This is a genomic window from Streptomyces sp. NPDC087787 (genome assembly GCF_044743035.1).
In the GTDB taxonomy this organism is placed as follows: Bacteria; Actinomycetota; Actinomycetes; order Streptomycetales; family Streptomycetaceae; genus Streptomyces.
This window is the reverse complement of record NZ_JBIUVQ010000018.1, coordinates 71,427-97,775: the sequence shown is the minus strand read 5'-3', so window position 1 is coordinate 97,775 and position 26,349 is coordinate 71,427. Positions and strand designations below refer to the sequence as shown.

Sequence of the window (26,349 nt, the reverse complement as noted above, 5' to 3'; positions counted from 1 at the left end):
CGCGGCAGCGGACAAAGGCAAGTGACCCGAACACACGCAAGAAGGGCGGCACCCCCGTGCCCCACATATTGACCTCGCTCCTCACGCAAGTGGCGACCGCCGTGATCGAGGCGCTCGTCATCCGCCTGCTCGTCCAGCTCTGGAACGCCTTCGCCCGCGGCGGCCACCCGATGGCGGCCGCCGCTTGACGAGCCTCAGGCGCACTCGGAGCGTCTGACCTGCGCGTCCGAGCGCGGGCAGGGCCTCAGTGGCAGTCGAGCAGTCCCGCGGACTGCTTGGCGGCCAGGATCCGGCGCACGCTGTCGTCGACCTTGGCCCGGAAAGAGGCGTCCTGCCGCATCCGGGCCTCGACGGCCTGCGTCATCGCGGGTACGGTGCTCGGCCGCACCGTGAGGATCATGTTTCCGCCCGCCGCGATGAAGTTCACGGCCCGCTGGGCGGGGGTGAAGGACCGCACCGCGACCGCGTTGCCGATGTCGTCCGAGATGACCACGCCCTTGAAGCCGAGCCGGCCGCGCAGCAAGTCACTGATCACCGTTGGTGAGAAGGCCGCCAGATGCCTGGGGTCGATCTTGGTGTACGTGGCCGACGACACCATCACGAAGGGGGAGCCGGCCCGTATCCCGGCCCGGAAGGGTTCGAGGCCGGCGCTGTTCGCGGTCGTCACCGAGTCCACGACGTTGGCGGTGACGTCGGTGTTGCCGATCACCTGGCCCAGCCCGGGGAAGTGCTTGAGCGTGGTCAGCACGCCCGACTGCGCGAAGCCGGCGGCGAAGGCGCCGGAGTGGGACGTCACGGTCTGCGGAGTGTGGCCGTACTCCCGCCGGAAGGACCCGATGGGCATGTTGCGGGTGCCCAGACCGGCCGGCACCACGTCGGCGATCGGCGCCAGGTTCAGGTTGACCCCCGCCGCCCTCAGCTGCCTGGCCCAGCCGGCGGCCTGGCTGCGCAGTGTCGAGGCCGGCCAACTGCCCTGGGTCAGGCCGTTGGGCATGGCCGAGAAACCGGGGCCGTTGAGCACCTGCACCTGGCCGCCCTCCTGGTCGGTGGCGACCAGCAGACCGACCCGGCGGCCGCCGACCTGGTCCGCCTGGCCCCGGAAGCCGTCGACCGTCTTCCTGGTCGCGGTCACTCCGGCGTTGCTGCGGCCGGTCAGCATGATGGCGCCCACGTGGTGGTCGCGCAGGGTGCGCAACTGCGCCTGGTCGGGATGGGCCGCGGAGATCCCGCCCATGAACAGCTGTCCGACCCGCTGAGCGGTGGTCATACCGGAGAAGTAGCGGTCGGTGCAGGTGGCGGCCCCGGTCGGCGAGGGGGTGCTCGCGGTGGCGGGGGGCGGGTCGGCCGCGGTGGTGGCGGGGGACCGGGGCGAGTCGCCTATTCGCCCGGGCGTGACCGACGCACCGCAGCCGGTGGCGGCCAGCGCCAGGGTGACCAACGGTGCCGCGCAGCGCAGGGCTGTGGAACGGCGGCTCCTGATCTGCCGGACACGTGATGTCATGGGTTCGTCTCCTGGCCTGTACGGGTGCGGGGGCCTCCCCACAGCCGCCTGTCTCGCGGCTGTTTCCTCGTGGCGAGCCGTGCCCGTCACGACCATCACACGGTACTTTATTGGGCATTTGTCCGCCCCTTCGATGATTACGCAGGGTGCGGGCGCCCCCAACGGCGGAACGGGCCGGTGCCGGCAGCGGTTGTCGCTGCCGGCACCGGCCCGTCGTGCGCGTGCGTGTGTGCGCTGGATCGGTACCGCGTGGGCGGTATCAGTACGCGGAGTTGACCTTGTCGATGGAACCGTAGCGGTGGGCCGCGTAGTTGGCCGCGGCGGTGATGTTGGCCACCGGGTCGGTGAGGCTGTGGGCCGTGCCGGCGACGTGGTAGGCGTTGAAGGTCGGGGAGATGACCTGGAGGAGACCCTTGGACGGGGTGCCCTTGCGGGCGTTGACGTCCCAGTTGTTCTGGGCGTTGGGGTTGCCCCCGGACTCGCGCATGATGTTGCGGTGCAGGCCCTCGTAGCTGCCGGGGATGCCCTTGGCCTTCATGATGGCCAGGGACTGCCGGATCCAGCCGTCGAGGTTGTTGCTGTAGCCGGACTTGCCGGATTCGGCGGAGTGGGCCGCGACCACGGAGGCGGGGCGCGCCTGGGTCGCTTCGGCAGCCTGTGCGGGCGACGGCATCAGGGTCAGGGCGGCGGCAGCGGCGCCGGTCGTGGCGATGCCGGTGACGGTGAGGGTGCGCAGACGGGCGAAGCGGGCGGTGCGAGTGGTCGTGGCCATGCGGAAGTAACTCTCCAGTGGGGTGTGTCGTCAGGTGCCGGCCGCAATCGTTTGCGGTGGCGCTGGGGCGGTGCCCCGTGCTGCACAGACCTGAGCGGGCGGAGCCGGCGGAGTTCGCCGGGTCGTCCGTCTCGTGGCTCGGAGCAACGACAGCAATGGTTAGCCGCCGAGCGGTCGGTGCGCAATCATGTGACGTACTACCCGACTGCGTAGTAAATGCCCGAAATATTCCACCGTGGGGCATTCCTCGCTGCTTATGGCCATCCACCCGCTACGACCGGCGTTAGGACGTGATCTGGCTCCTATGGGTGGCATCACATCATCAGGCCCTCTCGGGGCCGAAAAAAGCCCCAAAGCGGACAAGGGGGGCCTCGTGAGTGGAGGGGGTCCCCGCGAGGCGGGAAAAGGCCCCCCTCGACTCAAAGGGGTGCTTTGGGGTTCTCAAAGCGGAAGTGTTAACGTTTCGCCGTGAAGACAGCAGCCGCGGACCGCGCAGACGCCCCTTACGGCGTCTGCCGCGCCGTCATGGGCGTACCGCTCGTGGCTCGCCTGCATGTCGATCTCTGCCGCTGCATGTCCGCGGCTTGTCGCGCCTGACCGCGAACTCACCTATGCGGCGGCGCTGTTGACCCATCTTCTGGGCGCCGCTCCTGTAACCCCCCGCTCGTAATCACCTTTCCGCGCGTCCCTACTGGAGTGTGTCCGTGTCCGCGAACACCACCGATCCGAAGCCCGCGAACTCCGGCTTCCGGATACCCGTCCCCTTCTGGGCCCAAGTCCTCATCGGCCTCGCCGTCGGCCTGATCCTCGGCTTCGTCGCCCGTACCTTCGACGTGTCCTGGCTCGCCACCACCCTCGACAAGGTGGGCGGCATCTTCGTGCAGCTCCTGAAGCTGGCCGTGGCGCCGCTGGTCTTCTTCGCGATCCTGGTGTCGATCACCAACCTGCGGAAGGTCAACAACGCGGCCCGCCTGGCCGGCCGGACCCTCCTCTGGTTCATGATCACCTCGTTGATCGCGGTCGTCATCGGTCTCGTCATCGGGCTGGTCTCCAACCCGGGCTCCGGTTCCGCCCTCACCCCGGCCGACGGCGGCAGGCCGGACCACGCCGGCAGCTGGCTCGACTTCCTCACCGGCATCATCCCGACCGACGTCATCACGCCGTTCACCGAACTGAACGTGCTTCAGATCGTCTTCATGGCGGTCGTCGCCGGTATCGCGATCCTCAAGATCGGCGAGAAGGCCCAGCCGGTCCTCACGCTCTCCGAGTCCATCCTGGAACTGCTCCAGAAGGCCCTGTGGTGGGTGATCCTGCTCGCCCCGATCGGTTCCGCGGGCCTCATCGGCCGCGCCATCGTGCAGTACGGCTGGGACCTGCTCGGCAACTACGCGACCTTCACCGCCGACATCTACATCGGCTGCGCCCTGGTCCTGTTCGGCGTCTACCCGCTGCTGCTCGCCGTCGTCGGGAAGCTGAACCCGATCCAGTTCTTCAAGGGCGCCTGGCCCGCCATCCAGCTGGCGTTCGTCTCCCGCTCCTCGGTCGGCACCATGCCGGTCACCCAGCAGTCGGCGATCCGCCTCGGCGTCCCGAAGGACTACGCCTCTTTCGCCGTGCCGTTCGGCGCGACGACCAAGATGGACGGCTGCGCGGCCATCTACCCGGCCATCTCCGCGATTTTCGTGGCGCAGATCTTCGATGTGCAGCTCGGCGTCAAGGAGTACCTGCTCATCGCCTTCGTCTCGGTCTTCGGTTCGGCGGCCACCGCCGGTCTGACGGGCGCGACCGTCATGCTGACGCTCACGCTGTCCACCCTCGGCCTGCCGATGGAGGGTGTGGGTCTGCTGCTCGCCATCGACCCGATCCTGGACATGATGCGCACGGCGACCAACGTCGCCGGTCAGGCACTCGTCCCGGTGCTCGTCTCCGCCCGTGAGAAGATCCTGGACCACGCGAAGTACGACAGCGCCTCGGGCTCCCCGGCCGACCGCGTGGAGAGCCTCTACGACGACCCGAAGCAGGCGGCCCCGGTTTCCGCCTGACGGTCACTCCCCTCGGGGGGCCACAACATCCTCCGCCCTGCCGGCAGTCGGCCGGCAGGGCGGAGGTGCGTTTCCTGGGGCGGTTACTTCTTGTGGCAGCCCCACTTGCCGTTGACCTTCTTGAGGTGCTCACCCTTCGGGCACTTCTTGTGCGGCATCTTGGTGGGGTCCGGCACGGCCGCGTGGTGACCGCTGGTCACCTTGGTGCTGGCCGGTGCCGCGAGGGCGGTTCCTGCAGATGCCACGGCTGCTCCACTGGCGAGCATGCCCGCGGCGACGCTGGCGGTCAGAGCGCGCATCATCCTGCTTCGCATGATCGACAGCCTTTCTGTAGTCGGCGTCACTGCCTCTCAGTTCGATTCTTGGCACCGCCCCCCGCAGCCCGCATCTCGATCACGGGCGAACTCGCGCCCGCGAACACGGCTTTCCGCCTGAATCCCGGCCTTGGGCCGCTGTGGAAACAAGAACACGCCGTGCATCGCCGACTCCCGTAAAGTTCCCGGTCATGACCGAGTTGCGCGGCGCGTTCGTCCTCCTCCGTCCCACGGTCCGTGAGGACATCCCCGCCCTGGCCGGGATCCGGGCCACACCGGAAGTACGCGCACGCTGGAGGGGCGGGGACGACCTCGCGGCGGACATCGCCGCCGATCTGGAGGACCCCGGCGTCCGGTGCCTGACCATCTACCACCGGCAGCGGCCAGTCGGCATGATCCAGTGGCACGCCGAGGAGGAGCCGGACTACCGGCACGCCGGCATCGACATCTTCCTCGATCCCGCGGTGCACGGCAGAGGCCTGGGCGCCGACGCGGTACGGACCCTGGCCCGCCATCTCGTCGACGCCCACGGCCACCACCGCCTGGTCATCGACCCGGCAGCCGACAACGCCGCCGCGATCCGCTGCTACACCAAGGTCGGCTTCCGGCCGGTCGGCGTCATGCGGCGGTACGAGCGCGGCGCCGACGGCACCTGGCACGACGGTCTCCTGATGGACCTCCTGGCCGACGAACTGGCGCGCTGAGGACGGTGCCGCGGCAGATCATGGCGCGGCGGACGGCGACGGGGCGCACCTGCGTTAATCCATGAATGTATGGAATAGTGTGGTCGCGGTTCTCGTAAGACGCCGGAAGGAGCCCCACCCCGTGCCGAGCACCGCGGCATCGTCCGCCCTCGCCGCCGGTCCCGTGCAGCGCCGCGTCCTGAGAGTCCTGGTCGCCTCCCAGATCCTCAGCGGGGCAGGGCTCGCGGCGGGCATCACCGTCGGGGCCCTGCTGGCCCAGGACATGCTCGGCACCACGGGTCTGGCCGGACTGCCCAGCGCCCTGTTCACCGCGGGCAGCGCGTTCGCCGCGATAGCCGTCGGCCGGCTGTCCCAGGCCCGGGGCCGCCGTCCGGGCCTGGCCGCCGGATACCTCACCGGCGCGGTCGGCAGCGCCGGCGTCCTCGCCGCCGCGGCCCTCGGCAGCCCCGTCCTGCTGTTCACCGCGTTGTTCGTCTACGGTGCCGGCACCGCCACCAACCTCCAGGCCCGCTACGCCGGCGCCGACCTCGCCGCCCCCACGCACCGCGCCCGCGCCGTGTCCACCGTCCTGGTCGCCACCACCCTCGGCGGCGTCGTCGGCCCCAACCTGGCCGCCCCCACCGGCGACCTCGCCGTCTTCCTCGGCATCCCCCGCCTGGCCGGCCCCTTCCTTCTGTCCGGGGCCGCGTACGCGGCGGCCGCCTGCGTCCTCGCGCTCCGGCTGCGCCCCGACCCCCTCCTGCTGGCCCGCAGCCTCGCCGAAGCCGAGCAGAGCCCCGCAGCGCAGCCCGCGCAGGCCGGCCCGGCCGTCGAAGGGGTGCCGGAGAGGCCGCGCGGCGGCGTGGTGCTCGGAGCCCTGGTCATGGTCGTCACCCAGCTCGTCATGGTCGCCGTGATGACCATGACGCCGGTCCACCTGCACGACCACGGCCACGGCACCGCCGCCTCCGGCCTGGTCATCGCCATCCACGTCGGCGCGATGTACCTGCCCTCGCCGCTGACCGGCCGCCTCGTCGACCGCTACGGCCGGCTCGCGATCGCCGCCGCTTCCGGGGTCACCCTCCTCGTCGCGGGCCTGGTCGCGGCCCTCGCCCCCGGCGACTCCGTCGCCCTGCTGGCACTCGCCCTGGCGCTGCTCGGCCTGGGCTGGAACCTCGGACTCGTCTCCGGCACCGCGATCATCACCGACACGGTGCCCCTGGCCACCCGCGCCAAGACCCAGGGCATGGTGGACGTCTCCATCGCCGTCGCGGGCGCCACCGGGGGACTGGCCTCCGGCATCGTCGTGGACCTCGCCGGCTATCCCGTCCTCGCCCTGACCGCGGGTGTCCTCGCCCTCGCCGTCCTGCCGGCCATCGCCGTCACCGCCCACAGCCGATGAAAGGGGCGGCGAACCGCTCACGGTCGTCGGGCAGCCGCGGCCGCCGTGGGTCAGCCGGACGAGGACGTCGACTCCTGTGCGGGCACGACGGCTTCGCCGGTGTGTACGAGGAAGGTCAGCGTCTCCTGGAAGTACAGACGGATGCTGGTGTCGTCGTGCGACAGGTAACCGATGGACAGGTCCTGGCCGAGGCACAGTTCGAAGTCCCCGCCTCGTGTCGACAGCAGGAACGCCCCGTCGATGGCGGGCGCCCAGACGATGTCGCCGTCCAGCACCCGGCCGATGTGTTCGATGATCGGGTAGCCGTAGTCGGACGTCTCGCTGACCGCGGTGTACGCCGCGGCGCTCAGCGCCAGTGCGTACGGGCCGCCGACCCCGGCGAGCCGCAGCTCGGTCAGGGCCTTGCTGACGACGTCCGGGAACCGGCGTGTCTCGGCCGGCAGGGTCACGGCGGAGTTGGACGAACTCTCCCGCAGACCGGCGATGTCCGCGGACGGGTAGCCCTCGAACACGGCGCGGTCCTCGGCGAAGGCGATCTGCCGCGCGGCGTCCTTGACCGGCTGCCAGTCCGCGTCCTTGGCTCCGCGTGCGACGTCGTCGACCTGCTGCCGGTCCACGGTGAACGGCACCCGCAGCTCGACCAGCGGCTGGAACCGGCGTACACGCGCCTCGACCCCTTCGGCCGGAGCCGCCACGGTCCGCAGGTGCCCGGTCCCCACACCGGCCGACTCCGGGCCGCCCGGCTCGGGCACGTCGACGACGCGGCGGGCCGCGACGTGCCGCTTGAACGTACGCCGGGCCTCCTCCTCCAGATCGGCCCACGCGGCGGCGGAGATGGGTGCCAGTTCGCGGTGCAGATTGTCCATCGCGGATGCTCGCCTCCTGTCACATCCTCAGATCGCCGATCCCCAGCGAGCCGTCCGCGGGCGGCGTCCGGACCGCCGCCGGCACGGGCTCGGCCTCCTCGGCGCGTTCGCCGCCCTCCTCGCTCGCACGCTCGGCCGGCGCGTCGGGGAGGTCGTCGAGGAAGTCACTGGTGGGCACGGCGAACAACGATCCGGTCACCGCGGTGGAGAAGTCCAGGATCCGGTCGTGGGTGGCGGGCGGTGCGCCCAGGAACATGCGCTCCAGCATCCGCTCGACCACGGCCGGAGTACGGGCGTAGCCGATGAAGTACGTGCCGAACTCGCCCTGACCCACGGTCCCGAAGGGCATGTTGTCGCGCAGGATCTCGTGCTTCGTCCCGTCCGGGTCCTCGATCGTGGTCATCGCCACGTGCGAGTCGGCGGGCTTGACCGCGTCGTCCAGTTCGACGTCGGACAGCTTCCTGCGCCCGATCACCATCTCCTGCGCCTCCACCGGCAGGGCGTTCCACGCCTCCAGATCGTGCACGTACTTCTGCACGGCCACGTAGCTGCCCCCGGCGAACTCAGGGTCCTCGTCGCCGATCAGGACCGCCGTGTGCGCCGCCCGGCCCGTCGGGTTCTCCGTGCCGTCCACGAAACCGAGCAGGTCCCGCACGTCCAAGTACTTGAATCCATGCACCTCGTCTTGCACGGTGACGACGCCGCGAATCCGTTCCATGATCTCGGAGGCCAGCGCGAAACAGAGGTCCGGGCGGGCCGCGCGGATGTGGAACAGCAGGTCGCCGGGGGTGGAGACCGCCCGGTGCCGCGCCCCGGCCAGCTCGCGGAACCGATGCAGCTCCGCGGGACGCGGGCCCGCGAACAGCCGGTCCCAGGCCTCCGAGCCGATGCCCACGACCACGCTCAGCTTCCCCTCCGGCGTCGCCCGGAACCCGACGGCCTTTTGCAGCCCGTTCAGCTCGGACAACGTGTCCCGTACGACCGGCTCGCCACCCCGGTCGATGGTCAGGACCAGGAAGATCGCCGCGCTCGTCAGCGGGGACAGCACCGGCTGGGATTGCGGGGCCCGGGAGTCTGCGTACACGGAGCACGCCCCTTCCTGACGGTCACGGGCGGGCACCTGTTCACCGTATGGCCCGGACTCGGCACCCGCCACCGCGTCTTGGCCGCCCAGGTCCGGACCACCCGGCGACCGGTTTGACTTGCCGCGCGCCCGTGGGAGCCTGGAGAAAGGGCAGCCCGAGGGGAGGGCGGCCAGGTCAGGACCAGGCGTTCCTTCTGTGAGAAGACATGCCATGAACGACACAGACGACTTCACGCGGTGGCTCACGAGCCACACCGACGAGCTGAACCGCCTGGGATCCCTCGCCCGTTCCGTCGCGAACGACCCCCAATGGCCCGTGACGGCCACGATCGAGACCTACCGGGAGTACCTGGAGAGTCGTGGCGCCGCCCCGGATGTGATCGACACCCTGTCCCGGGCCTGGAGCGAGTTCGAGCACCTGCACCACTTGCACTGAGGACAGCGGACCGGCGCCCCTCAGACGCGCGCCGCGACGGACCCGGCCTGTGACCACAGCCCCGTCACCTGCCGGCGGCCGGCCAGTGTGAAGAACCCTTGGAGCGCCGTTCCAGGTCGAACAGCCGGGTGCCCAGTACGTCGCCGGCCTGCAGGGCAGGGTCGAGGCCGGCATCTTCGGGGGTGCCGGCCTCGGGTCGCTCGGGGGCTTCCGTCTGGGTCAGTGGTCGTCCCAGTGCCCCTCGTGGGGTGCGTGACGATGTCCGTCGTGCACGTAGTCGACGTGGTCCTCGTGGGGCACGGCCACATGTCCGCAGCCCTCGCCGTGCTGGTGGTCGTGATGGGCGTGAGTGGTGTGGCCGGTGGTCACGCACTCGTCGACATGGCCGTCGTGGAGCTTGTGGAGGTGCCCGTCGTGCGCGTAGTCGACGTGGTCGCCGTGCGGGACGGCGACGTGGCCGCAGCCCTCGCCGTGGCTGTGGGTGTGGTCGTCGTGGGTGCGGTGTGCGGCGGCGGTGCTCATGCGCTGCTCCTGGGGGGAGGGGATGTCGTCCGGCGGCTCGCGGGCGGTGCTGTCGCGGGCCGTGCGTCACGAAGTCAATATAAGTCGATTTGTAATCATCCGAGGGGAATGCCGTGTGAGCTGCGAGTGTGCGCTCGGCCTCGCCGGGAGGGGGTCCGCGGGGGCAGCCGAAGCGGGCGTGACCGGCACGGCGCCGACGGGACGGGCTGCCGGGCACGGCGTCCGACAGCTCGGTGATCCAACGTTGTTGCTGATACTGTGTACTTGCAACTCATGCGCGATAAGGCGAAGGATGATGTTGGACATGGCGGTCTACAGGCTCCCGGAGCTCCCGTACGACTACGCGGCGCTCGCCCCGGTCATCAGCCCCGAGATCATCGAGCTGCACCACGACAAGCACCACGCGGCCTACGTCAAGGGCGCCAACGACACGCTGGAGCAGCTGGCCGAGGCGCGGGACAAGGAGTCGTGGGGCTCGATCAACGGCCTGGAGAAGAACCTGGCCTTCCACCTCTCCGGGCACATCCTGCACAGCATCTACTGGCAGAACATGACCGGCGACGGGGGCGGCGAGCCGCTGGAGAAGGACGGCGTGGGGGAGCTGGCCGACGCCGTCGCCGAGTCGTTCGGCTCCTTCGCGGGCTTCAAGGCGCAGCTGTCCAAGGCCGCGGCCACGACCCAGGGTTCGGGCTGGGGCGTGCTGGCGTACGAGCCGCTGAGCGGCCGCCTGGTCGTGGAGCAGGTCTACGACCACCAGGGCAACGTCGGCCAGGGCTCCACCCCGATCCTCGTCTTCGACGCCTGGGAGCACGCCTTCTACCTCCAGTACAAGAACCAGAAGGTGGATTTCATCGAGGCGATGTGGCAGGTCGTCAACTGGCAGAACGTGGCGAGGCGTTACGCCGCCGCCAAGGAGCGCGGCGACAGCCTGCTGCTCGCGCCGTGACGACGTGGTCCCGCGAATGTCCTGCTCGTGATCGTCTTCTCACCCTTCACCGGCAGGCGCACAGCGAAGTGCTCCCCCTGGCACACTGCCCGGGGGAGCACTTCCGCTGACCTCGACCGGCCAGTGTCCCGAAGTCCGAGTCAACCGGTCTCGGAGAGAAGCGTGTTGAGTTCCGGGTAGGTGAGGTCGCCGGACAGGGATTCGTAGCCGCCGGTGTCGAAGAGCTCCCGCGCGGCACGGCGGGCGGCGGCGTAGGCGGCCTCCGCCACACGCGGGCCGAGACTGACGCGGGCCACGCCGAGGGTGCCCAGCTCGGCGACGCTCAGGGCGCCGGGGCCCGCCATGACGTTCAGCGGTACGGAGACGCCCTCGGCCAGCGCCGCGATCGTGGTCTTGTCGGTGACCCCGGGAACGAAGATGCCGTCCGCGCCGGCATCCACGTACCGGTGTGCCCGGGCCAGGGTCTCCTCGAGCCGGGTGTCCGGGTCCCCGAGTCCCAACAGATACGTGTCGACACGGGCGTTGAGGAACAACTCCACGCCCGCGCGCTCAGCGGCCCGCCGGGCGGCGGCCAGCCGCGTCGCCAGCTCCGCCGGGGCCCGGGTGCCGTCCTCGATGTTGACGCCGACGGCGCCCGCCGCGAGCACCCCCGTGACGGTCTCGGCGACCTCGGCCGCGTCCTGCCCGTACCCGCCCTCGATGTCGGCGGTGACCGGAACCGCGACTGCGGCGGCGACGCGGGAGATCAACCCCAGCGCCTGATCGCGGCCGAGCGCGTCACCGTCCGGCGACCCCAACGACCAGGCGACGCCCGCACTCGTGGTGGCGATCGCGGAGGCCCCCGCGGACTCGACGACCCGGGCGCTCGCCACGTCCCAGGCATTGGCGAGCGCGAGGGGCGCGGTGGACGTGTGCAGGGAACGGAAGAGCCGTGCCTTGGCCGGCTGCGTGGAGGTCATGTCCGGAGTCAAACACGCCCGCCGCGCATCCTCCGGCGAAAAACCGACATCGACGCCGATCCGGGCCCGTTTCGGAGTCCCCGGATCGAACCCAGCCGCGACAGCCCGGTCAGCCGCCTGTCCTGCCCGACGCGTGTGCGAAGAAGCGCGAGGACGGATTCGAGGACTCCACTGTCGCCCAGTGAATCGGTGTACGTAACGGGCACATGTGGCATGGACGCAGCATATTCACTCACGGCCGCTGTTCCAGCCACGTCCCGTCGCGCATGATGACCCTGCCGCGTAGTTCCGGCACGCCGCGCCAGGCGCGCACACTCTCCGGCACCACGCGCACATACAAGAAGGAACCCTCCTCAGCGCGCGGGTCCCATCCGAACTTGGCGGCGAACGCCTCCGCCGCGTCTCCGGGCGCATCCTGATCCAGGAAGCACTCCGCCGCACCCTGGAGAAGCACCACATCGAAAGTGTCCGGCAGCGCCAGCCGCACACGCGGCTCCTCGCGGACGTTCCGCGCCGTTGCGGAAGCGGCACTGGTGCACATCCACACCGCTCGCCCATCCCACAAGAACCACAGCGGCACCTGGTGCGGCCCGTGATCAGGATGCGCTGTCGACACCCATACATCCCGCTCGGTAACGAGCCGTTCCAGAGTGTCGCGCCTACGCTCCGCCGCCTGGCGGCGAACAATCCCCGTGGTCCGCATGAGCGCCGACCTTAGCCAGCAGGCTCGAAGCGCACATGAGGCGAAAGACCTACTCCCGGCGACCGATGAACCCTTCAGCCGCCGGCTTGGCGACGGCCAACTGCCGTTGCCTGCTTGGCCTGAGGGCCAAGCCGAGCAGTACCGGTGACGCCGGGCGCCGTGGGGAAATACCGCGACGGTTCTCGCGGGTCGTGCCAGTGTGAGGGCGTGGCTGAGATCGAGATGGCAGATGTGTTCGCGGCAGGACGACGTGGTGAGGGTGGGCGTCTCTATACGTATCGGGTGCGGGGGCTCGGCCGTAGTGGGGTGGTTCTGTGGATCGGTGGCAGGGGGGACGACCCTGACCGGGTCCTGACGTTGCCGGCGACTGATCACCGTCGGGTGCCGGTGTTCGTGACTGATCGGCAGGCGCGGCTGTATGTGAGCCGGAGGGGGCGACGGCTGGCCGCTTCCGGGAGCGAGACGCTGGGACTCGTCCGTGTCCAGCATTGGCTGAAGGCGCCGAAACGCCGGCGTATCCCCGCGGGTGCGGTGCTGGACGCGTGGAACTTCTTCGAGGATCTCGCTCGAGGACTCGGTGAGGCCCAGCGGCTGCCCCAGCAGGGCGCGGTCCACAACAACGCCTACGAGAAGCTGTTCGGAGGCGAGTGCACCGCATGGACTCCCGACGAGCTACGCGCGGTGTTGGAGCTGCTCACGGCCGGGGTGGAACTGTGGAACTCCTGCCCAGTGGTCGTAAAGCCGTTGTTGCATCCGCGTGTGTAGGCGTTGACGGCCCTGCTCGACCTGGCCCGTCGTCCCGGCTGCGGTCAGGTGCAGTGGAGCAGGGTCATGAAGCCGTAGTCCATGTGGAGTTGCTGGTGGCAGTGGAACAGGGACAGGCCCGGCTGGTCGGCGGTGAAGTCGAAGTCGACGGTCTGGTAGCCGCCGAGCATGACGACGTCCTTGTGCAGACCGTGGGTCGGGGTGCCGGCGATGTGGGTGACTTCGAAGGTATGGCGGTGCAGATGGAGGGGGTGGATGTCGTCGGTGGCGTTGCGGAACCGCATCCGGTAGCGGCCGCCGCGGTCGATGTCCTGCACCGGCTTGTCGGTGTCCATGGAGAAGGGCACGCCGTTGAGGGTCCAGATGTTGAAGCCCTTGTCGGCGGCGTTGCGTTTCTCCACCAGCATGTCGAAGGTACGGTCGGGCCGTTGGGCGGTGCCGCCCGCGACGGCGAAGGAACGGTAGTCCCACTTGGACTTGGGCGGTGCGGTCCACTGAGGGGAACCGCCGCGGCCGGCGTACTCCACCACGGTGCCCAGGCCGTTCTTCCGGTCGTCGTCGGCCAGATCCCCCAGTACCCACACGCCCGGATGGTTCATCTCCACCAGCGCCGAGACACGTTCGGCGGTGCCGATCCACAGCACCGGCACATCGGCGGGGTGAGGCACCGGATTGCCGTCGAGGGCGACCACTTTGAAGGTGTGGCCGGGCAGGGCCAGGCTGCGGATCTCGGTGGCACTCGCGTTGAGCACGTGGAACAGCACGCGCTGCCCGGACTTGACCCTGACCGGTGAGCCGTGGCCCAGCTTGCGGCCGTTGACACTGAACGCGGTGTAGCCGACCTCATAGCCGTGCGGCATGCCGCGGGCCAGTGAGGCGGCCATCGCCTTCTCACCGCGGCGCTTCAGGGCCGGCACCTCGGAGCCGGCCAGAAAGTTCTGGGCCATGTCCCCGCCCTGGCTGAAGGAGGGCCCGAACTCCTTCAGCACCAGGACGACCTCCTGGTCGTAGGCGCCGGGGCCGGCCGCGGGCTCGATGAGGACCGGGCCCGCCTGACCGGTGTAGGTACCCAGGTTCAGGTCGTCATGCGCTGCCACATGGGTGTGGTAGAAGCGGAAGCCGGCCGGTCCGGGCGTGAACGACAGACGGCGCGTTCCGTGCGCCGGGATGTACGGGGTGCCCTCCTCCGCGGCCCCGTCCACTTCGGCGGGAATCCGCTGGCCGTGCCAGTGAAGCAGTTCGGGTGCGCCGGTGTCGTTGTGGACGTCGACCACGACCGGGCGGCCTTCGGTGAACCGCAGCAGCGGACCGGGGAACTGCCCGTTGTACGTCGTCGTGGACACGATCGTGTCCGGCGCGAGCTCGACGAGCCCGGTGGCGATCCGCACCGTGTAATCCGCCCTGCCCGGGGCGACGGGCGTGGCGGACGGTGCCGCCGAGGCCGCGGAGGCGGCGGCAGGAGCCGGCTTTGCCGCGCCCCCGGCCAGCAGAGCCAGGCCGCCGAGCTTGAGGACGTCGCGACGGGTGATCTGCACGGTCTGCTCCTTCCTGGGCAGGGCCCGAGCAAGCGAGCAACGGGCCCGAAATCTCCCCCTTTCCGACCAGTGTCCGCCTCCGCGCCGGAGTTCACCGAGGGCGGCGCCGTCCTGCCGCGGGCGGCAGCCCGGCGAGGCCGACGAGAACTCCGCGGCACACCGTCCAGGCCGCCGACGAACGGGACGCCCTGCCCGCCGAGGCCGTCCAGCCACCGAACCGGCACCTGTCGGGCGATGACCTGCCGGCGGCGCCGACCGTGCATCGCTTCCCGCCGCGGAGCGGGCCCGGCCGCGATCGACTGATCCCGGCCGGACCCGGCAGCGGACGCGGCTCAGTCGAACGCGGCGGCGAACATGCCGGGCTCGTAGGAACCGCCCTGCTGGTGCACGATCACGGCGAGCCGGTTGGCCGCGTTGATCAGCGCGACCAGGGCGACCAGTGCGGCGATCTGGTCGTCGTCGTAGTGCTTGCGCACCTGGGCCCAGGTCTCGTCGGACACGCCCTGGTGGGCGTCGGCGAGCCGGGTGCCCTCTTCGGCGAGCGCCAGGGCGGCCTGCTCGGCCTCGGTGAACACGGTGGACTCGCGCCAGGCGGCCACCAGGCTGAGCCGTACGGCGGTCTCACCGGCGGCCGCTGCCTCCTTGGTGTGCATGTCGATGCACCAGCCGCAGCCGTTGATCTGGCTGGCGCGCAGCGACACCAGCTCCTGCGTGGACCGCGGCAGGGGTGACTGCTGGACCACCAGGCCGGCGCCCGCGAACCGCTTGGCGAACTTGGCGGCGATCTCGTTGTCGAACAGGTTGAACCGGGTGCTCATGATGTCGTCCTCACTCGTTGCTCGTCACTCGTCGCGTTGCGCTGGACGAACACGAGATGCCGGCCACCCGCTCCCCGTGACGCAGCGGCGGTGTGACGTGCGCCACCACTCATCGGTGTCACAAGGCCGCGGCGGCCGGCGTCCTGTGTGCGTGGCATCGTCGAGAACGGACAGGCGGGAGAAACCGGTGAAGAGCGAGCGCAGTGAGTGCACAGGGGACACGGCCGGCCGGCTCACCGACGGCGGACGCACGGACCCCGCCACCGAGGCGTTCGTCGCCCACCGCAACCTGCTGTTCACCGTCGCCTACGAGATGCTCGGCTCCGCCGCCGACGCGGAGGACGTCCTTCAGGAGACCTGGCTGCGGTGGTCCGGTGTCGATCTCGGCACGGTGCGCGACCGGCGCGCGTACCTCGTCAGGATCACCACGCGCCAGGCGCTGAGCCGGCTGCGCGCACTCGGCCGCAGGCGGGAGTCCTACGTCGGTTCCTGGCTGCCCGAGCCGTTGCTGACCGCCCCCGACGTGGCCGAGGACGTCGAACTGGCCGACAGCGTCTCGATGGCGATGCTGCTGGTGCTGGAGACGCTCACGCCGACCGAGCGTGCGGTGTTCGTGCTGCGCGAGGTGTTCGACCTCGGGTACGACGAGATCGCCGACGCCGTCGACAAGACCTCCGCCGCGGTCCGCCAGATCGCCCACCGGGCACGGTCGCACGTCGCGGCGCGCCGTCCGCGCGGGGTCGTCTCCGCGGCCGAGACGCGGGACGCGCTCGACGCGTTCCAACGGGCGGTCGAAACGGGCGATCTCCAGCGCCTGCTGGACATCCTCGCGCCGGACGTCGTCCTCCTCGGCGACGGCGGGGGAGTCAAGCAGGCCGTGCCGCGGCCCATCGTGGGGGCGGACAAGGTGGGCCGCCTGCTGGCCTCCGGACTGGGCAGGATCACCGAGGCGTCGCTGCGGCCGGCGCAGGTCAACGCCTGTCCGGCGCTGATTCTCCGGATCAACGGCGAGATCGACACCGTCCTGACGCTGCGCGTCGACAACGGCCTCATCACCGGGCTCTACGCCGTACGCAACCCCGGGAAACTCTCCCACATGCACCGTGAGACCACCCTGCGCCGCTGAGCCCGGGAACCTCCGGCACGGAGGGCATCACCCGCGCGAAGCGCGATGAGTTCCGGAGGCCGTGGCGGTCCACGGTGCGTGACGGCCCGGATTCAGCTCACGGCCGGCGCGGTCGGCCACGGCCAGCAGTGTTCGCTCCTCGTGGCGGCGCGCCACGAGATGGAGGCCGACGGGTGCTCCCTCGGCCGTGGTGCCTGCCGGGAGGCTGAGTGCCGGATGCCCGCTGAGGTTGAACGCCCAGGTCAGGGCGACGCTCATCCGTGTCCCCGGCCCGTCGTGGCCGTGCGGTGGGTGGGGCGTGGTGGGCGTGAGGAGGAGGTCGGCTCGCTGGAAGCAGTCGCGCAGCCGCTCCTCGTTGGTCGTCAGGACCCTGCTGACGTCGGCCGAGGAGGGTGTGGCCGGGGACGATCCCGCCGCGCGGAGGGCCGTCCAGGCGGGGGCGGGGTCGGCCAGCGCCAGGTCGGGGCCCTTGGCCAGGGTGATCAGACCGGCCTCGGCGAGACATCGGGCCGAGCGGTGGGCGACGGCGGCGACTTCGGGGTCGGTGTCCGCGTACCCCGGAGTCGCCGACCAGATCGCCCTCAGCGGGTAAGCGGGCCGGACGGCAGACACCTCCGACCCGGTCACCGCGTCGAAGTAGGCGAGGGCGTCCCGCGGGTCGCCCACCAGGACGCCGGGCGAGTTCAAGCCCGCTCGGTCACGGGCCGGGAGCCGGCCGTTGGTGGGCTTGAAGCCGACGATGCCGCACCATGCGGCGGGGATGCGCACCGAGCCGGCACCGTCGGATCCACTGGCGAGGGGGACGAGTCCGGCGGCGACCGCGGCCGCCGAACCCGCCGAGGAGCCGCCGGGTGACCACGCCGGGTCGAGCGGGTTGAGGGTGGGCCCCCGGTCGGTGTCCCCGTACGTCTGCCAGCCGCGGCCTCCACGAGGCACCGAGGTCGCGCCGACCGGCACGCATCCGGCGGCCACCAGCCGGGTGTTCTGGTAGGAGCCGGGGCCTTCACTCGCCTTGACGCCGATCGGCACCCCCGCGAGGGGCAGTCCGGCGCCTCGGGCGACCCGCGCGTCGACGCGGGCGGCGTGAGCGAGCGCCTGCTCGGCCCAGACCTCGGTGAACGCCCTTACGCCGTCGTCGAGTTCGTCGGCGCGGGCCAGGGCGGCCCCGACGACCTCTACGGCCGTCACCTTGCCCTGCCGCACGTGACGGGCGATGTCCAGGGCGGACAGCTCCGCGTACTGGGCGGTGGTGATCACCATCGCCCTCCTTCGCCATCAGCGCGTGCGCTCACCCTGTTCACCACCACGCCCCCGTACGCCCAGTCGCTCAGAACATCCACCGCGTATGGCTGTACACCCCGTCGTCCCGGCCGAAGCCGTATGCCGTGGCCGGGGCCACCGCGAACACCACCGCGTCCCCCTTGCGGAACGCGTCCCCGATCCCGTGGAAGGTGCCCTCGGGTGAGGTGATGTGCGGCCCGTACTTCGTCTCGTACGCAGCGATCACCTCTTCCAGCAGCGCCGGATCGGCAACCTGCCGCGCCGTGCCCTCGACCACGACGTCGAGCCCTTCGGTGAGCGAGTTTCCGCCGGTGGTCAGTGCGCAGTGCCCGTCATGGGAGAGGTTCCTCGCCTTCTGTTCCCCCGGGCCGGTGGCGAAGTACACCACTCCGTCGTGCCAGGCGGCGATCACGGGCGTGACGTGCAGCCGCCCGTCGGGCCGCACGGTGGACACCCAGAAGATCTCGGCGGACCTCAGCAGCCGCTCGGCCTCGGCCCATTCGGTGGCGGTGACCTCCGCGGCACCGGGGCGGGGATTGAGCGCGGAGCTGTAGCGGGCGTCGAGCTCGGTAGCGGGTTGATGTGCGGATCCCTGTGTGGGCATGTGGATCTCCTTCTGCTCTCCTCGTACCTCTCCCCTCGTAACGACCGGCATCCCGTGCCGGAATCATCGGTGCGCCCGATCGCGGCGTGTGTGGAGTCGAACGGGTCGGCTGCCCCACAGGCCTCAGCCGAACGCCGGCCGGATCCCATGAGCCAGCAGTTGCGGGTCCGTCACCCCGCCCGGGCAGGCGAGCGTGGCGATCGGCCATCCGGCGCATCGGGCGCCCGCCTGGTACGCGCTCTCGTAGAAGGCGAGCACGGCGGCACGCGGGTCGGGCTCGGCGCGGACGTCGTCGTACGGCAGTACGGCCAGATGGCTGTCGATGCGGGCGACCCAGTGTGCCGCGGCGGGGCGGAGCGGTTCCTCGGCCAGGTGCGCCGGCTCGGGCGCGGTGTAGGAGTAGAACGTGGGCGCGGGGAAGGCGTCGTCGCCGAACCAGAAGCCGAAGCTGATCACCTCCCGGGAGTACGCCTCCCGGGTGACCGGGTCCAAGTGCGCGGGCTGCTCGACGTGGCGGTCGGAGAACCGCGTGTGCGCGACGTCGAAGGTGTGCCAGAAGTGGTGCACCGGGCTCACCTTCCCCGAGTACCCCGCGGCGAACTCCTCCAGCACGGAGGCCACTTGGCTGAGAACCCGCCAGTAGCGGTTGGCCTGCGCGGGGTCGTACGCCGCGTGCTCGGTGTCCTCGGCGAACGGCCGGCCGGAGTCGGGCAGGTCGAAGGGCCTGGGAATGTCGAGCCGCATCCGGATGCCCAGCGCGGCCAGCGAGTCCATGACCGCCCCGTAGAAGGACGCCACGGACTGTCCGAGGAGCGGGACGGAGATCTCCCGGCCGTCCAGCGTCGAGACGACCAGCCGATGCGCGACGAAATCGAAGTCCAGCGTGAAGATCGGATTGCCGTCGACCTGTCCCATCGGACGTGTCGTGATCCCCCGCCCGGTGAGGTGGAACGGGACGTTCCACCAGTGGTTGCGCCGGCTGCTCGCGGCGAGACGGACCTTCCCCGCTATCTGCGCGAAGCGATGCAGCGTCTCCTTGGTGTCGCGCCACTCGGCGAGCGGGATGGGCGGGAACAGTTCCATGGTCATCAACCTTCCCTGGCGTCCGACGCTCCTGACGGCCGGATCGGGCCCCTGGACGACATGATGGCCACGTGGGACAGGCGCGGCATCTCGTGCGCCCGGCCGGCTCATACCCCTGCAGACGCCGAAAGTCATTACTCGGACCCCCGAAAGGGCAAAGTCGATTGAAATGCCTGGAGTTTCGAACCGTGGCGAATGGAGCCCGGAAGCAGGTCTTCGGTGCGCGGTATCTACGGCACGTCGCTCAGTGAAGTCAAGGGTTGACATGCTGTGGGGGAGGATTCATGATCGCGTTCATGTCAAGACCACCCCAGTCCCTTGGGTGACTCCGTATGACAAGTGCATCAATTCAACCAGGTAAAGCAATCGATCGAATTCCGGCGCATCCCCCACCTTTCCCGGATTGACGTTTGTGCGCTCACGGAATTCCGTGTGGTGCCGTCCTCCGATGTGCCGTCGTTCCGCCCTGGTCCTCCTCCCCGACAGGAAAGCCAGGCCTTGCCGGTGCACAACACGCCCAGCTCCGTTCCCCCCAACGCCCCCTCCGCGTCCGTCCGGCGTCCTTCTCTCAGCAGCGGCTGTGGTTCCTGGCCCAACTGCCGGGCGCGAATGCCGCCTACAACGAGACCCTCGCCTCCTTCCGGATCGACGGACCGCTCGATCGCGAGGCCCTGCTGAGTGCCTTCAGTTTTCTGACTGACCGTCATGAGAGCCTTCGGACACGGCTGGTGGCGGAAGACGGCACCGTGAACCAGCACATCGACCCGCCTGGTAAGGGGTTCACGCTCGCCTTCGAGGACCTCAGTGCCGACGCGGATCCCGACGAGCGCGTGGCCCGGTACCAACGGGACGAGGCGGAGCGGCCGTTCGACCTGGAGGCCGGCCCGCTCGGGCGCGGCCGGCTGATCGCCCTGGGCCCGCGACGGCACGTGCTGCTGCTGACGTTCCATCACATCATCTTCGACGGAACGTCGATGAAGGTGATGATGGAGGAGGTCGCCGCTCACTACACGGCGGCGCTCACGGGTGGCGAGGCAGACCTTCCGGAACTCACGGTGCAGTACGCGGACTACGCGCAACGGCAGCGCGAGGCGGTACTCGGCGGTGCCCTCGCCTCCCAGGAGGACTTCTGGCGACGCACGCTGGACGGCGCTCCGTCCGTCCTGGAACTTCCCACCCAACGGCCGCGCCCGGCCGAACAGCGTTATGACGGCGGACGTGTCGAGTTCGCTCTCGACGCCGACGTGACCGCCGCGCTCCGCGCTCTCGCCCACTCCCAGCAGGCGAGCCTCTTCAACGCCGTCCTCACCGGCTGGGCGATCCTGCTGTCCCGCCTGTCCGGACAGGACGACATCGTTGTCGGCAGCCCGGTGGCGGGCCGCCGCGCACCCGGCGCCGCCGGACTCATCGGCTTCGTCGTCAACACGCTCCCACTGCGCGTCGACCTCTCCGGTTCCCCCACCGCGACCGAGGCCCTGGCCCGCACCCGCGCCGCCGTCCGCGCGGCCCTCGCCCAGCAGGACCTGCCCTTCGAACGCATCGTCGAGCTGGTGAACCCGCCGCGCAGCGCCTCCCACACCCCCCTCCAGACCATGCTGGCCTGGGTGCCGGACCGGCACGACGTGCTGTGCCTGCCCGGGGTGACGACCGAACCCCTGCCGATCCAGGACGCCCCGGCCAAGTTCGACCTCGTCCTGTCGGCGGCCGAGTCCGAAGGCCGCCTCACCGGGCACCTCGACTACGCGACCGCGCTCTTCGACGCGAGCACCGTGCAGCGATGGGCCGGGTACCTGCGCCACCTGCTCACCGACCTCACCCGGCACCCGGACCGCGACATCCACACCCTGGAACTGATGAACCCGGGCGAGCACCGGCATCTGATCCGCCGGGGCGACGCGACACGGAACCACGACGAGGCCGCGGCGGCCGATCCCATGGCTGCCGCTCTGCGCACGGCCTCCGGAGTCGCCGGCCTCTTCGAGGCCCAGGCCTGTGAGCACCCCACCCGTGTCGCCGTCGTCGACACGGAGGGCGCGATGGACTACGCGACCCCGTGCACCTGCCCGGCCTGCGGATCTGCTTCGGCTACGGCCCCACCGAGGCGACGCTCTACAGCACCGCCTACTACGAGCCACGCCCGCTGGAGCGCCCCTGCCCGATCGGCCGGCCGCTGCCCGGCACCCGCCTCTACGTACTCGACTCCCGTATGCAGCCCGTCCCGCCCGGCGTCGTCGGTGAGATCCACCTCGGCGGGGAGTCCCTGGCCCGCGCCCCATCCCCGACGTATCACGGAGGTCCCTCATGGAGGACTACGCACTGCGAGCGGTCGAACAGCTCACCACCCGCCCCGTGGAACCCAACGAGACCATCGCCGTCGCCCCGCTGACCCCGCTGCTCGGCGCGGAGGTCTCGGGCATCGACCTCGCCCAGGAGCTCACACCGCGGCAGGAGAAGGAACTCAAGCACGCCTTCGCGGCCCACCACGTCCTCGTCTTCCGCGACCAGGACATCGCACCCGAGGAGCACAAGCGCTTCGCGGGCGTCTTCGGCGACCTGCACCCCGTCGCCCTGCCGGTGGAGGGCTCCGACCCGCACATCCTGGACCTCAAGGCCGACAAGAACTCCCGGAACGTGGCCGGCAACGGCTGGCACGCGGACGGCACCGCCGACGCCGAACCCTCCCTCGGATCGATGCTGTACATCACGACCATGCCCGAGGGCGGCAGCGGGGGCGACACCCTCTTCGCCAACATGCACCTCGCCTACGAACTCCTCTCACCCGCCATGCGCGGCTTCCTCGACGGACTGACGGCCCTCCACGACGGCGCCCTGCCGTGGACCGCGGCCGGCCAGACACCGCCGCCCGAGTACGACGTGCCGCGCACCGAACACCCCGTGGTCGTCCGGCACCCGGAGAACGGCCGCAAACCGCTGTTCGTCAACGCCCCCTACACCTCCCACATCACCCAGCTCCCCCGGACCGAGAGCGACGTCCTGCTGGGCATGCTCCACCAGCACGTCGCCCGGACGCCGCTGCTGCACTGCCGGGTCCACTGGCAGGAACGCACCCTCGTGTTCTGGGACAACCGCAGCGTCCAGCACCACGCCGTGTGGGACTACTTCCCCCTCACCCGGGAAGGCCGCCGCGTGGCGATCGAGGGCACCCGGCTGCACGCCTGATGTCGAGAACCGCCGCCCGGCTCCGTCCCCGGGGCGAATGCGGCCACAATGGGTCGCACCAGCACCGAGGAGTACCACGATGGCGAAGTACCTGCTGCTCAAGCACTACCGAGGCGCTCCGGCCGCGGTCAACGACGTGCCCATGGACCGGTGGACGCCCGAGGAGATCTCGGACCATGTGCAGTACATGAACGACTTCGCGGCCCGACTGGAGAAGACCGGCGAGTTCGTCGGCGGGCAGGCCCTCGCCCCCGAGGGGGCCTGGGTCCGCTACGACGGCGAGGGGCGCCCGCCGGTCACCGACGGACCGTTCGCCGAGACCAAGGACCTCATCGCCGGCTGGATGGTGATCGACGTCGACAGCTACGAACGGGCCGTCGAGCTGGCCGGAGAACTGTCGGCCGCCCCCGGCGCGGGCGGGAAGCCGATCCACGAGTGGCTGGAGGTGCGCCCGTTCCTGGCCGCGCCGCCCACCATCACGGAGTGACCCGGACGGTGAACGAGGCCCTGATCCGAAGCCTCACACCGGGTGTGCTCGGGATCCTCGTCCGCCGCGGAGCCGACTTCGCGGCGGCCGAGGACGCCGTGCAGGACGCCCTGGTCGAGGCGGTCCGCGTCTGGCCGGCCGACCCTCCACGGGACCCGAAGGGCTGGCTGGTCACCGTCGCCTGGCGCCGGTTCCTCGACGCGACCCGCGCGGACGCCGCCCGCCGGCGGCGGGAGGACCGCGTCGACGAGGAGCCGCCGCCCGGGCCCGCGCCCGCGGTGGACGACACGCTCCAGCTCTACTTCCTGTGCGCCCACCCGTCCCTGACGCCGGCGTCCGCGGTCGCGCTCACACTGCGCGCCGTCGGCGGGCTCACCACCCGCCAGATCGCCCAGGCCTACCTGGTGCCCGAGGCGACCATGGCGCAACGCATCAGCCGGGCCAAGCGCACCGTCTCCGGCGTGAGGCTCGACCAGCCCGGCGATGTCGCCACCGTGCTGCGTGTCCTCTACCTCGTCTTCAACGAGGGCTACTCCGGCGACGTCGACCTCGCCGCCGAGGCGATCCGGCTCACCCGGCAGCTCGCGGCCGCGATCGACCACCCCGAGGCGGCGGGGCTGCTCGCCCTGATGCTGCTCCACCACGCCCGGCGCGCCACCCGGACCGCGCCCGACGGAAGCCTGGTACCGCTCGCCGAGCAGGACCGCGGCCGGTGGGACACCGGGTCGATCGCCGAGGGCGTCGAGATCCTTCAGGCGGCCCTCGCCCGGGACCGGCTCGGCGAGTTCCAGGCCCAGGCCGCCATCGCGGCACTCCACGCCGACGCGCCCACCGCCGAGGAGACCGACTGGGTGCAGATCGTCGAGTGGTACGACGAGCTCACGCGGCTGACCGACAGCCCGGTCGTACGGCTCAACCGCGCGGTCGCCGTCGGTGAGGCCGACGGGCCGCGCGCCGGCCTGGCGGCGCTCGCGGCGCTGGACTCCGCCCTGCCCCGCCATACCGCGGTGGCGGCGTACCTGCACGAGCGTGACGGCGATCCGGCGAGGGCCGCACGGCTGTACGCCGAGGCGGCCCACAAGGCACCCACCCTCGCCGAGCGTGACCATCTGACGCGCCAGGCGGCCCGGCTCAACGCCCGCCGCTAGGTGGACCGTCACCGGGCGAGAGGCCCGTCGCGGTACACCTCGCCGGGCCGGGGCCCGGGCGGGGCCAGGAGCCGGGTGACGGTGACGAAGGCGTAACCGCGGGCCTTCAGGCCGGAGATGATGCCGGGCAGCGCGGCGACCGTGCCGTTGTAGCCGCGGTGGGTGGGGTCCACCCGGTCGTGCAGCAGGATGATCCCGCCGGGGCCTGTCCGGGCCAGGATCCGGCGGGTGATGAGCGCGGAGTCGGTGGTCTCGTAGTCGGACGCGGTCGCGCTCCACAGGACCTGCGCCATGCCGAGCCGCCGGCAGAGCGCGGTGACGGCCGCGCTCGTACGGCCCTCCGGCGGGCGCAGCAGGACCGGGCGGCGGCCGATGACCCTCGCCACGGCCTCGCGGCCCCGGGTGATCTCCTCGCGCGCTTCGGCCGGGCTGATCGCGGTGAGGACCCGGTGGGACCAGGTGAGCGTCTCCACCTCGTGGCCTTCCGCGGCCATCCGCACAACCGTTGCGGGGTAGGTGGCGACGTGGTGCCTGCCCAGCGTGAAGAAGGTGGCGTGCACGCGGTTCCGGCGCAGGATGTCCAGGATTCGTGGAGTGCGGACGCCCGGTGAGTCGTCGAAGGTGAGCGCCACGCATCTCGTCCTGCGGCAGTCGACGGATCCGCCGGGGCCCCGGGTGATCCCGGCCGCGGCCACCGCGCCGCTCACCGACGACACCTGCCGCATCACTCCGGCCCGCGGCGCGTCTGCGGCGCCACCGCAGCCGGACAGGGTCAGCGCCAGCGCCGCCGCGGTCACCAGTGCGGTGGGCGCGCGAGGGCGGACAGGGGGCGCCGTGTGCGGCGGCGAAGGATGCCGGGCCCGCCCGGGCCGGAGGACATCCCGGCGGGATGGACCAGCCATAGGGGGCGCACACTGGAGGCAACAAGGACGTGCGTCGTGAGCCGAACCGTGGAGGTCGCCATGAGCACCCTCGAAGAACACATCGACGTCGGAGTCCCCATCGACAGCGCCTGGGACAGCCTTCACCGGGTGGAGAACTACCCCCGCTTCATGGACGGCGTGCGCGACGCCCGGGCCGAGTCCGGTGGCCGCGCCCAGTTGGACATCGAGGCGGGCGGACGGGCCCGGCAGATGGAGATGAAGGCCTCCGACCGTGCCGGGGACCGCGTGCTGGAATGGCACACGACGGAATCCCCGCAAATGAGCTGCTCCCTCACCCTGCACCCCATCGACCAGGGGAACACCCGCATCCAGGCACGGCTGGAGTACGACCCCGACACCGTCCGGGAGGCGTTCGGCGGGCCCAGGGGATTCGCCCAGGCCAACGCGATCGAACGACTCGTACGCAGCGACCTGGAGCACTTCCGGGAGTACGCCGAACACAGCGGGTGAGCGGCGGGCGCGGGGTGCCGGACCGTGCTCGCCGAGACCGCCATCGACATAGGTGCTGCTCGGAGCGGGCGCCGACCCACTGCTGCCGGACGCCCGCGCCCACGCCGAGCGCCGCGGCTTCCACGCAATCGCGGCCCTGCTGCGCGAGAGCGAAGCACCGGCCGATCGGTGACACGGCCGTCCGTCAGGAAGCGGCCGGGCCCCGGCGGCCGGCACGGTAGTCGCGGTGCAGCTCGCGGAGCCGGTCGGCCAGGACCGGCACCGGGCCCTGCACCGTCAGCCCGGGGACCAGGTCCTGGATCGGCAGGCAGCGCACCGGGGCGGCGGGCACGCCCAGTTCGGCCAGCCAGTCCGTCAACTGGGCGGCCGAGTGCGCGTAGACGATCCGGCCGACGCCCGCCCAGCCGTGGGCGGCCGCGCACATGGGGCAGTGTTCCCCGGAGGTGAAGACGGTGGCCTCCGCCCGCTGCCGCCCGGTGAGATGGGCGGCGGCCCAGCGGACCAGCTCGAACTCCGGATGCCGGGTGCGGTCGTCCAGGCTGTTCACCCGGTTGCGGTCCTCCGCGAGGACCTGTCCGTCGGCGCTCACCAGGACCGAGCCGAACGGCTCGTCCCCGGCCCGCAGCGCCTGGACCGCCAGCTCGACCGCGCGCTCCAGATGCCGCAGCTCGGCGGCGTTCGGTTCGTTGAGGGTCACG

At 70.9% G+C, this 26,349-nt stretch carries 28 protein-coding genes and 1 pseudogene; 14 read left to right on the top strand and 15 right to left on the bottom strand.

The genetic code is table 11. From position 1 onward, the window contains the following. Positions 1-56: 56 nt before the first annotated feature. Positions 57-188, top strand: a complete 132-nt coding sequence (locus tag ACIOWN_RS26775; protein WP_362349032.1) for a hypothetical protein — start codon at positions 57-59, stop codon at positions 186-188. A 56-nt stretch (positions 189-244) separates the two neighbouring features. Here the strand turns inward: ACIOWN_RS26775 and ACIOWN_RS26770 are convergent, their stop codons facing one another. Beyond that, positions 245-1,501, bottom strand: a complete 1,257-nt coding sequence (locus ACIOWN_RS26770; protein WP_362349030.1) for a glycoside hydrolase family 3 N-terminal domain-containing protein — start codon at positions 1,499-1,501, stop codon at positions 245-247. A gap of 259 nt (positions 1,502-1,760) precedes the next feature. Beyond that, positions 1,761-2,273 carry a transglycosylase SLT domain-containing protein gene (locus tag ACIOWN_RS26765; RefSeq protein WP_362349028.1) on the bottom strand — a complete coding sequence of 171 codons (513 nt, stop codon included), beginning with the start codon at positions 2,271-2,273 and terminating at the stop codon, positions 1,761-1,763. A 704-nt stretch (positions 2,274-2,977) separates the two neighbouring features. On the opposite strand from ACIOWN_RS26765, the gene ACIOWN_RS26760 reads away from it, so the two are divergent. After that, positions 2,978-4,315 (top strand): dicarboxylate/amino acid:cation symporter, encoded by a 1,338-nt coding sequence (locus tag ACIOWN_RS26760; RefSeq protein WP_401983531.1) that lies wholly within the window; start codon positions 2,978-2,980, stop codon positions 4,313-4,315. 83 nt (positions 4,316-4,398) lie between these two features. Here the strand turns inward: ACIOWN_RS26760 and ACIOWN_RS26755 are convergent, their stop codons facing one another. After that, positions 4,399-4,560, bottom strand: coding sequence for a hypothetical protein (locus tag ACIOWN_RS26755; RefSeq protein ID WP_398147195.1), 162 nt, complete (start codon positions 4,558-4,560; stop codon positions 4,399-4,401). A gap of 260 nt (positions 4,561-4,820) precedes the next feature. On the opposite strand from ACIOWN_RS26755, the gene ACIOWN_RS26750 reads away from it, so the two are divergent. Both ACIOWN_RS26750 and ACIOWN_RS26745 read left to right on the top strand, forming a co-directional pair. Continuing rightward, positions 4,821-5,333, top strand: a complete 513-nt coding sequence (locus tag ACIOWN_RS26750; RefSeq protein WP_362349023.1) for a GNAT family protein — start codon at positions 4,821-4,823, stop codon at positions 5,331-5,333. Between the two features lie 121 nt (positions 5,334-5,454). Further along, the gene (locus tag ACIOWN_RS26745) at positions 5,455-6,714 is read left to right on the top strand and encodes an MFS transporter (RefSeq protein WP_362349021.1); all 1,260 of its coding nucleotides are present in this window, start codon (positions 5,455-5,457) and stop codon (positions 6,712-6,714) included. 50 nt (positions 6,715-6,764) lie between these two features. On the opposite strand, the gene ACIOWN_RS26740 is transcribed toward ACIOWN_RS26745, so the two are convergent. Next, positions 6,765-7,580, bottom strand: coding sequence for a family 1 encapsulin nanocompartment shell protein (locus ACIOWN_RS26740; RefSeq protein WP_362349019.1), 816 nt, complete (start codon positions 7,578-7,580; stop codon positions 6,765-6,767). Positions 7,581-7,599: 19 nt separating this feature from the next. Beyond that, positions 7,600-8,664, bottom strand: coding sequence for a Dyp-type peroxidase (locus tag ACIOWN_RS26735; protein WP_362349018.1), 1,065 nt, complete (start codon positions 8,662-8,664; stop codon positions 7,600-7,602). Between the two features lie 211 nt (positions 8,665-8,875). Between ACIOWN_RS26735 and ACIOWN_RS26730 the strand changes: the two genes are divergently transcribed. Beyond that, entirely contained in the window at positions 8,876-9,100 is a 225-nt protein-coding gene (locus ACIOWN_RS26730; RefSeq protein ID WP_362349016.1) for a YozE family protein, read from the top strand. 219 nt (positions 9,101-9,319) lie between these two features. Here ACIOWN_RS26730 and ACIOWN_RS26725 read toward each other — a convergent pair whose 3' ends face one another. Beyond that, positions 9,320-9,622 carry a hypothetical protein gene (locus ACIOWN_RS26725; protein ID WP_362349014.1) on the bottom strand — a complete coding sequence of 101 codons (303 nt, stop codon included), beginning with the start codon at positions 9,620-9,622 and terminating at the stop codon, positions 9,320-9,322. A gap of 304 nt (positions 9,623-9,926) precedes the next feature. Here ACIOWN_RS26725 and ACIOWN_RS26720 point away from each other — a divergent pair, with 304 nt between their 5' ends. After that, positions 9,927-10,568 carry a superoxide dismutase gene (locus ACIOWN_RS26720; RefSeq protein WP_362349012.1) on the top strand — a complete coding sequence of 214 codons (642 nt, stop codon included), beginning with the start codon at positions 9,927-9,929 and terminating at the stop codon, positions 10,566-10,568. A 140-nt stretch (positions 10,569-10,708) separates the two neighbouring features. Here the strand turns inward: ACIOWN_RS26720 and ACIOWN_RS26715 are convergent, their stop codons facing one another. Both ACIOWN_RS26715 and ACIOWN_RS26710 read right to left on the bottom strand, forming a co-directional pair. Then, positions 10,709-11,527, bottom strand: coding sequence for an isocitrate lyase/phosphoenolpyruvate mutase family protein (locus ACIOWN_RS26715; protein WP_362349011.1), 819 nt, complete (start codon positions 11,525-11,527; stop codon positions 10,709-10,711). 232 nt (positions 11,528-11,759) lie between these two features. Beyond that, the gene (locus ACIOWN_RS26710; protein WP_362349009.1) at positions 11,760-12,230 is read right to left on the bottom strand and encodes a pyridoxamine 5'-phosphate oxidase family protein; all 471 of its coding nucleotides are present in this window, start codon (positions 12,228-12,230) and stop codon (positions 11,760-11,762) included. A 207-nt stretch (positions 12,231-12,437) separates the two neighbouring features. Between ACIOWN_RS26710 and ACIOWN_RS26705 the strand changes: the two genes are divergently transcribed. Then, positions 12,438-12,995, top strand: a complete 558-nt coding sequence (locus ACIOWN_RS26705) for a hypothetical protein (RefSeq protein WP_362349007.1) — start codon at positions 12,438-12,440, stop codon at positions 12,993-12,995. Positions 12,996-13,039: 44 nt separating this feature from the next. On the opposite strand, the gene ACIOWN_RS26700 is transcribed toward ACIOWN_RS26705, so the two are convergent. Continuing rightward, positions 13,040-14,530 (bottom strand): multicopper oxidase domain-containing protein, encoded by a 1,491-nt coding sequence (locus tag ACIOWN_RS26700; RefSeq protein ID WP_362349005.1) that lies wholly within the window; start codon positions 14,528-14,530, stop codon positions 13,040-13,042. 332 nt (positions 14,531-14,862) lie between these two features. After that, on the bottom strand, positions 14,863-15,348 hold the full coding sequence (locus ACIOWN_RS26695) for a carboxymuconolactone decarboxylase family protein (protein WP_362349003.1): 486 nt from the start codon (positions 15,346-15,348) through the stop codon (positions 14,863-14,865). Between the two features lie 187 nt (positions 15,349-15,535). On the opposite strand from ACIOWN_RS26695, the gene ACIOWN_RS26690 reads away from it, so the two are divergent. Then, the gene (locus tag ACIOWN_RS26690) at positions 15,536-16,474 is read left to right on the top strand and encodes an RNA polymerase sigma-70 factor (protein ID WP_362349001.1); all 939 of its coding nucleotides are present in this window, start codon (positions 15,536-15,538) and stop codon (positions 16,472-16,474) included. Positions 16,475-16,501: 27 nt separating this feature from the next. On the opposite strand, the gene ACIOWN_RS26685 is transcribed toward ACIOWN_RS26690, so the two are convergent. From ACIOWN_RS26685 to ACIOWN_RS26675, 3 genes are all read right to left on the bottom strand, one after another. Beyond that, positions 16,502-17,734 (bottom strand): amidase, encoded by a 1,233-nt coding sequence (locus ACIOWN_RS26685; RefSeq protein ID WP_401983525.1) that lies wholly within the window; start codon positions 17,732-17,734, stop codon positions 16,502-16,504. Positions 17,735-17,801: 67 nt separating this feature from the next. Beyond that, complete coding sequence (locus ACIOWN_RS26680) at positions 17,802-18,359, bottom strand: pyridoxamine 5'-phosphate oxidase family protein (RefSeq protein ID WP_401983523.1); 558 nt, start codon at positions 18,357-18,359, stop codon at positions 17,802-17,804. A 123-nt stretch (positions 18,360-18,482) separates the two neighbouring features. Next, positions 18,483-19,442, bottom strand: coding sequence for a DUF5996 family protein (locus ACIOWN_RS26675; protein ID WP_362349133.1), 960 nt, complete (start codon positions 19,440-19,442; stop codon positions 18,483-18,485). Positions 19,443-19,852: 410 nt separating this feature from the next. Between ACIOWN_RS26675 and ACIOWN_RS26670 the strand changes: the two are divergent. From ACIOWN_RS26670 to ACIOWN_RS26650, 5 genes and pseudogenes are all read left to right on the top strand, one after another. Further along, a pseudogene (locus ACIOWN_RS26670) lies at positions 19,853-21,262 on the top strand (condensation domain-containing protein); the annotation flags it as partial. 233 nt (positions 21,263-21,495) lie between these two features. After that, on the top strand, positions 21,496-21,828 hold the full coding sequence (locus ACIOWN_RS26665; protein WP_362348995.1) for an AMP-binding protein: 333 nt from the start codon (positions 21,496-21,498) through the stop codon (positions 21,826-21,828). Further along, positions 21,744-22,622 (top strand): TauD/TfdA family dioxygenase, encoded by an 879-nt coding sequence (locus ACIOWN_RS26660; protein ID WP_362348993.1) that lies wholly within the window; start codon positions 21,744-21,746, stop codon positions 22,620-22,622. The genes ACIOWN_RS26665 and ACIOWN_RS26660 overlap by 85 nt, the downstream gene beginning before the upstream one ends. Before the next feature lie 79 nt (positions 22,623-22,701). Further along, on the top strand, positions 22,702-23,109 hold the full coding sequence (locus ACIOWN_RS26655; RefSeq protein ID WP_362348991.1) for a YciI family protein: 408 nt from the start codon (positions 22,702-22,704) through the stop codon (positions 23,107-23,109). A gap of 8 nt (positions 23,110-23,117) precedes the next feature. Next, positions 23,118-24,257 carry a DUF6596 domain-containing protein gene (locus tag ACIOWN_RS26650; protein ID WP_362349130.1) on the top strand — a complete coding sequence of 380 codons (1,140 nt, stop codon included), beginning with the start codon at positions 23,118-23,120 and terminating at the stop codon, positions 24,255-24,257. A gap of 8 nt (positions 24,258-24,265) precedes the next feature. Here ACIOWN_RS26650 and ACIOWN_RS26645 read toward each other — a convergent pair whose 3' ends face one another. Then, the gene (locus tag ACIOWN_RS26645) at positions 24,266-25,054 is read right to left on the bottom strand and encodes a polysaccharide deacetylase family protein (protein WP_401983521.1); all 789 of its coding nucleotides are present in this window, start codon (positions 25,052-25,054) and stop codon (positions 24,266-24,268) included. A gap of 141 nt (positions 25,055-25,195) precedes the next feature. Between ACIOWN_RS26645 and ACIOWN_RS26640 the strand changes: the two genes are divergently transcribed. Further along, complete coding sequence (locus ACIOWN_RS26640; protein WP_362348987.1) at positions 25,196-25,651, top strand: SRPBCC family protein; 456 nt, start codon at positions 25,196-25,198, stop codon at positions 25,649-25,651. A gap of 184 nt (positions 25,652-25,835) precedes the next feature. Here the strand turns inward: ACIOWN_RS26640 and ACIOWN_RS26635 are convergent, their stop codons facing one another. Beyond that, positions 25,836-26,348: a nucleoside deaminase gene (locus ACIOWN_RS26635; protein ID WP_362348985.1), complete on the bottom strand. Its 513-nt coding sequence runs from the start codon at positions 26,346-26,348 to the stop codon at positions 25,836-25,838. Position 26,349: the final 1 nt, after the last annotated feature.

Excerpts from the sequence above, each read along its gene's own strand:
- ACIOWN_RS26770 (WP_362349030.1), bottom strand. The coding sequence starts at position 1,501 with ATGACATCACGTGTCCGGCAGATCAGGAGCCGCCGTTCCACAGCCCTG.
- ACIOWN_RS26765 (WP_362349028.1), bottom strand. The coding sequence starts at position 2,273 with ATGGCCACGACCACTCGCACCGCCCGCTTCGCCCGTCTGCGCACCCTC.
- ACIOWN_RS26750 (WP_362349023.1), top strand. The coding sequence starts at position 4,821 with ATGACCGAGTTGCGCGGCGCGTTCGTCCTCCTCCGTCCCACGGTCCGT.
- ACIOWN_RS26740 (WP_362349019.1), bottom strand. The coding sequence starts at position 7,580 with ATGGACAATCTGCACCGCGAACTGGCACCCATCTCCGCCGCCGCGTGG.
- ACIOWN_RS26730 (WP_362349016.1), top strand. The coding sequence starts at position 8,876 with ATGAACGACACAGACGACTTCACGCGGTGGCTCACGAGCCACACCGAC.
- ACIOWN_RS26725 (WP_362349014.1), bottom strand. The coding sequence starts at position 9,622 with ATGAGCACCGCCGCCGCACACCGCACCCACGACGACCACACCCACAGC.
- ACIOWN_RS26720 (WP_362349012.1), top strand. The coding sequence starts at position 9,927 with ATGGCGGTCTACAGGCTCCCGGAGCTCCCGTACGACTACGCGGCGCTC.
- ACIOWN_RS26715 (WP_362349011.1), bottom strand. The coding sequence starts at position 11,527 with ATGACCTCCACGCAGCCGGCCAAGGCACGGCTCTTCCGTTCCCTGCAC.
- ACIOWN_RS26710 (WP_362349009.1), bottom strand. The coding sequence starts at position 12,230 with ATGCGGACCACGGGGATTGTTCGCCGCCAGGCGGCGGAGCGTAGGCGC.
- ACIOWN_RS26695 (WP_362349003.1), bottom strand. The coding sequence starts at position 15,348 with ATGAGCACCCGGTTCAACCTGTTCGACAACGAGATCGCCGCCAAGTTC.
- ACIOWN_RS26685 (WP_401983525.1), bottom strand. The coding sequence starts at position 17,734 with ATGGTGATCACCACCGCCCAGTACGCGGAGCTGTCCGCCCTGGACATC.
- ACIOWN_RS26680 (WP_401983523.1), bottom strand. The coding sequence starts at position 18,359 with ATGCCCACACAGGGATCCGCACATCAACCCGCTACCGAGCTCGACGCC.
- ACIOWN_RS26675 (WP_362349133.1), bottom strand. The coding sequence starts at position 19,442 with ATGGAACTGTTCCCGCCCATCCCGCTCGCCGAGTGGCGCGACACCAAG.
- ACIOWN_RS26660 (WP_362348993.1), top strand. The coding sequence starts at position 21,744 with ATGGAGGACTACGCACTGCGAGCGGTCGAACAGCTCACCACCCGCCCC.
- ACIOWN_RS26655 (WP_362348991.1), top strand. The coding sequence starts at position 22,702 with ATGGCGAAGTACCTGCTGCTCAAGCACTACCGAGGCGCTCCGGCCGCG.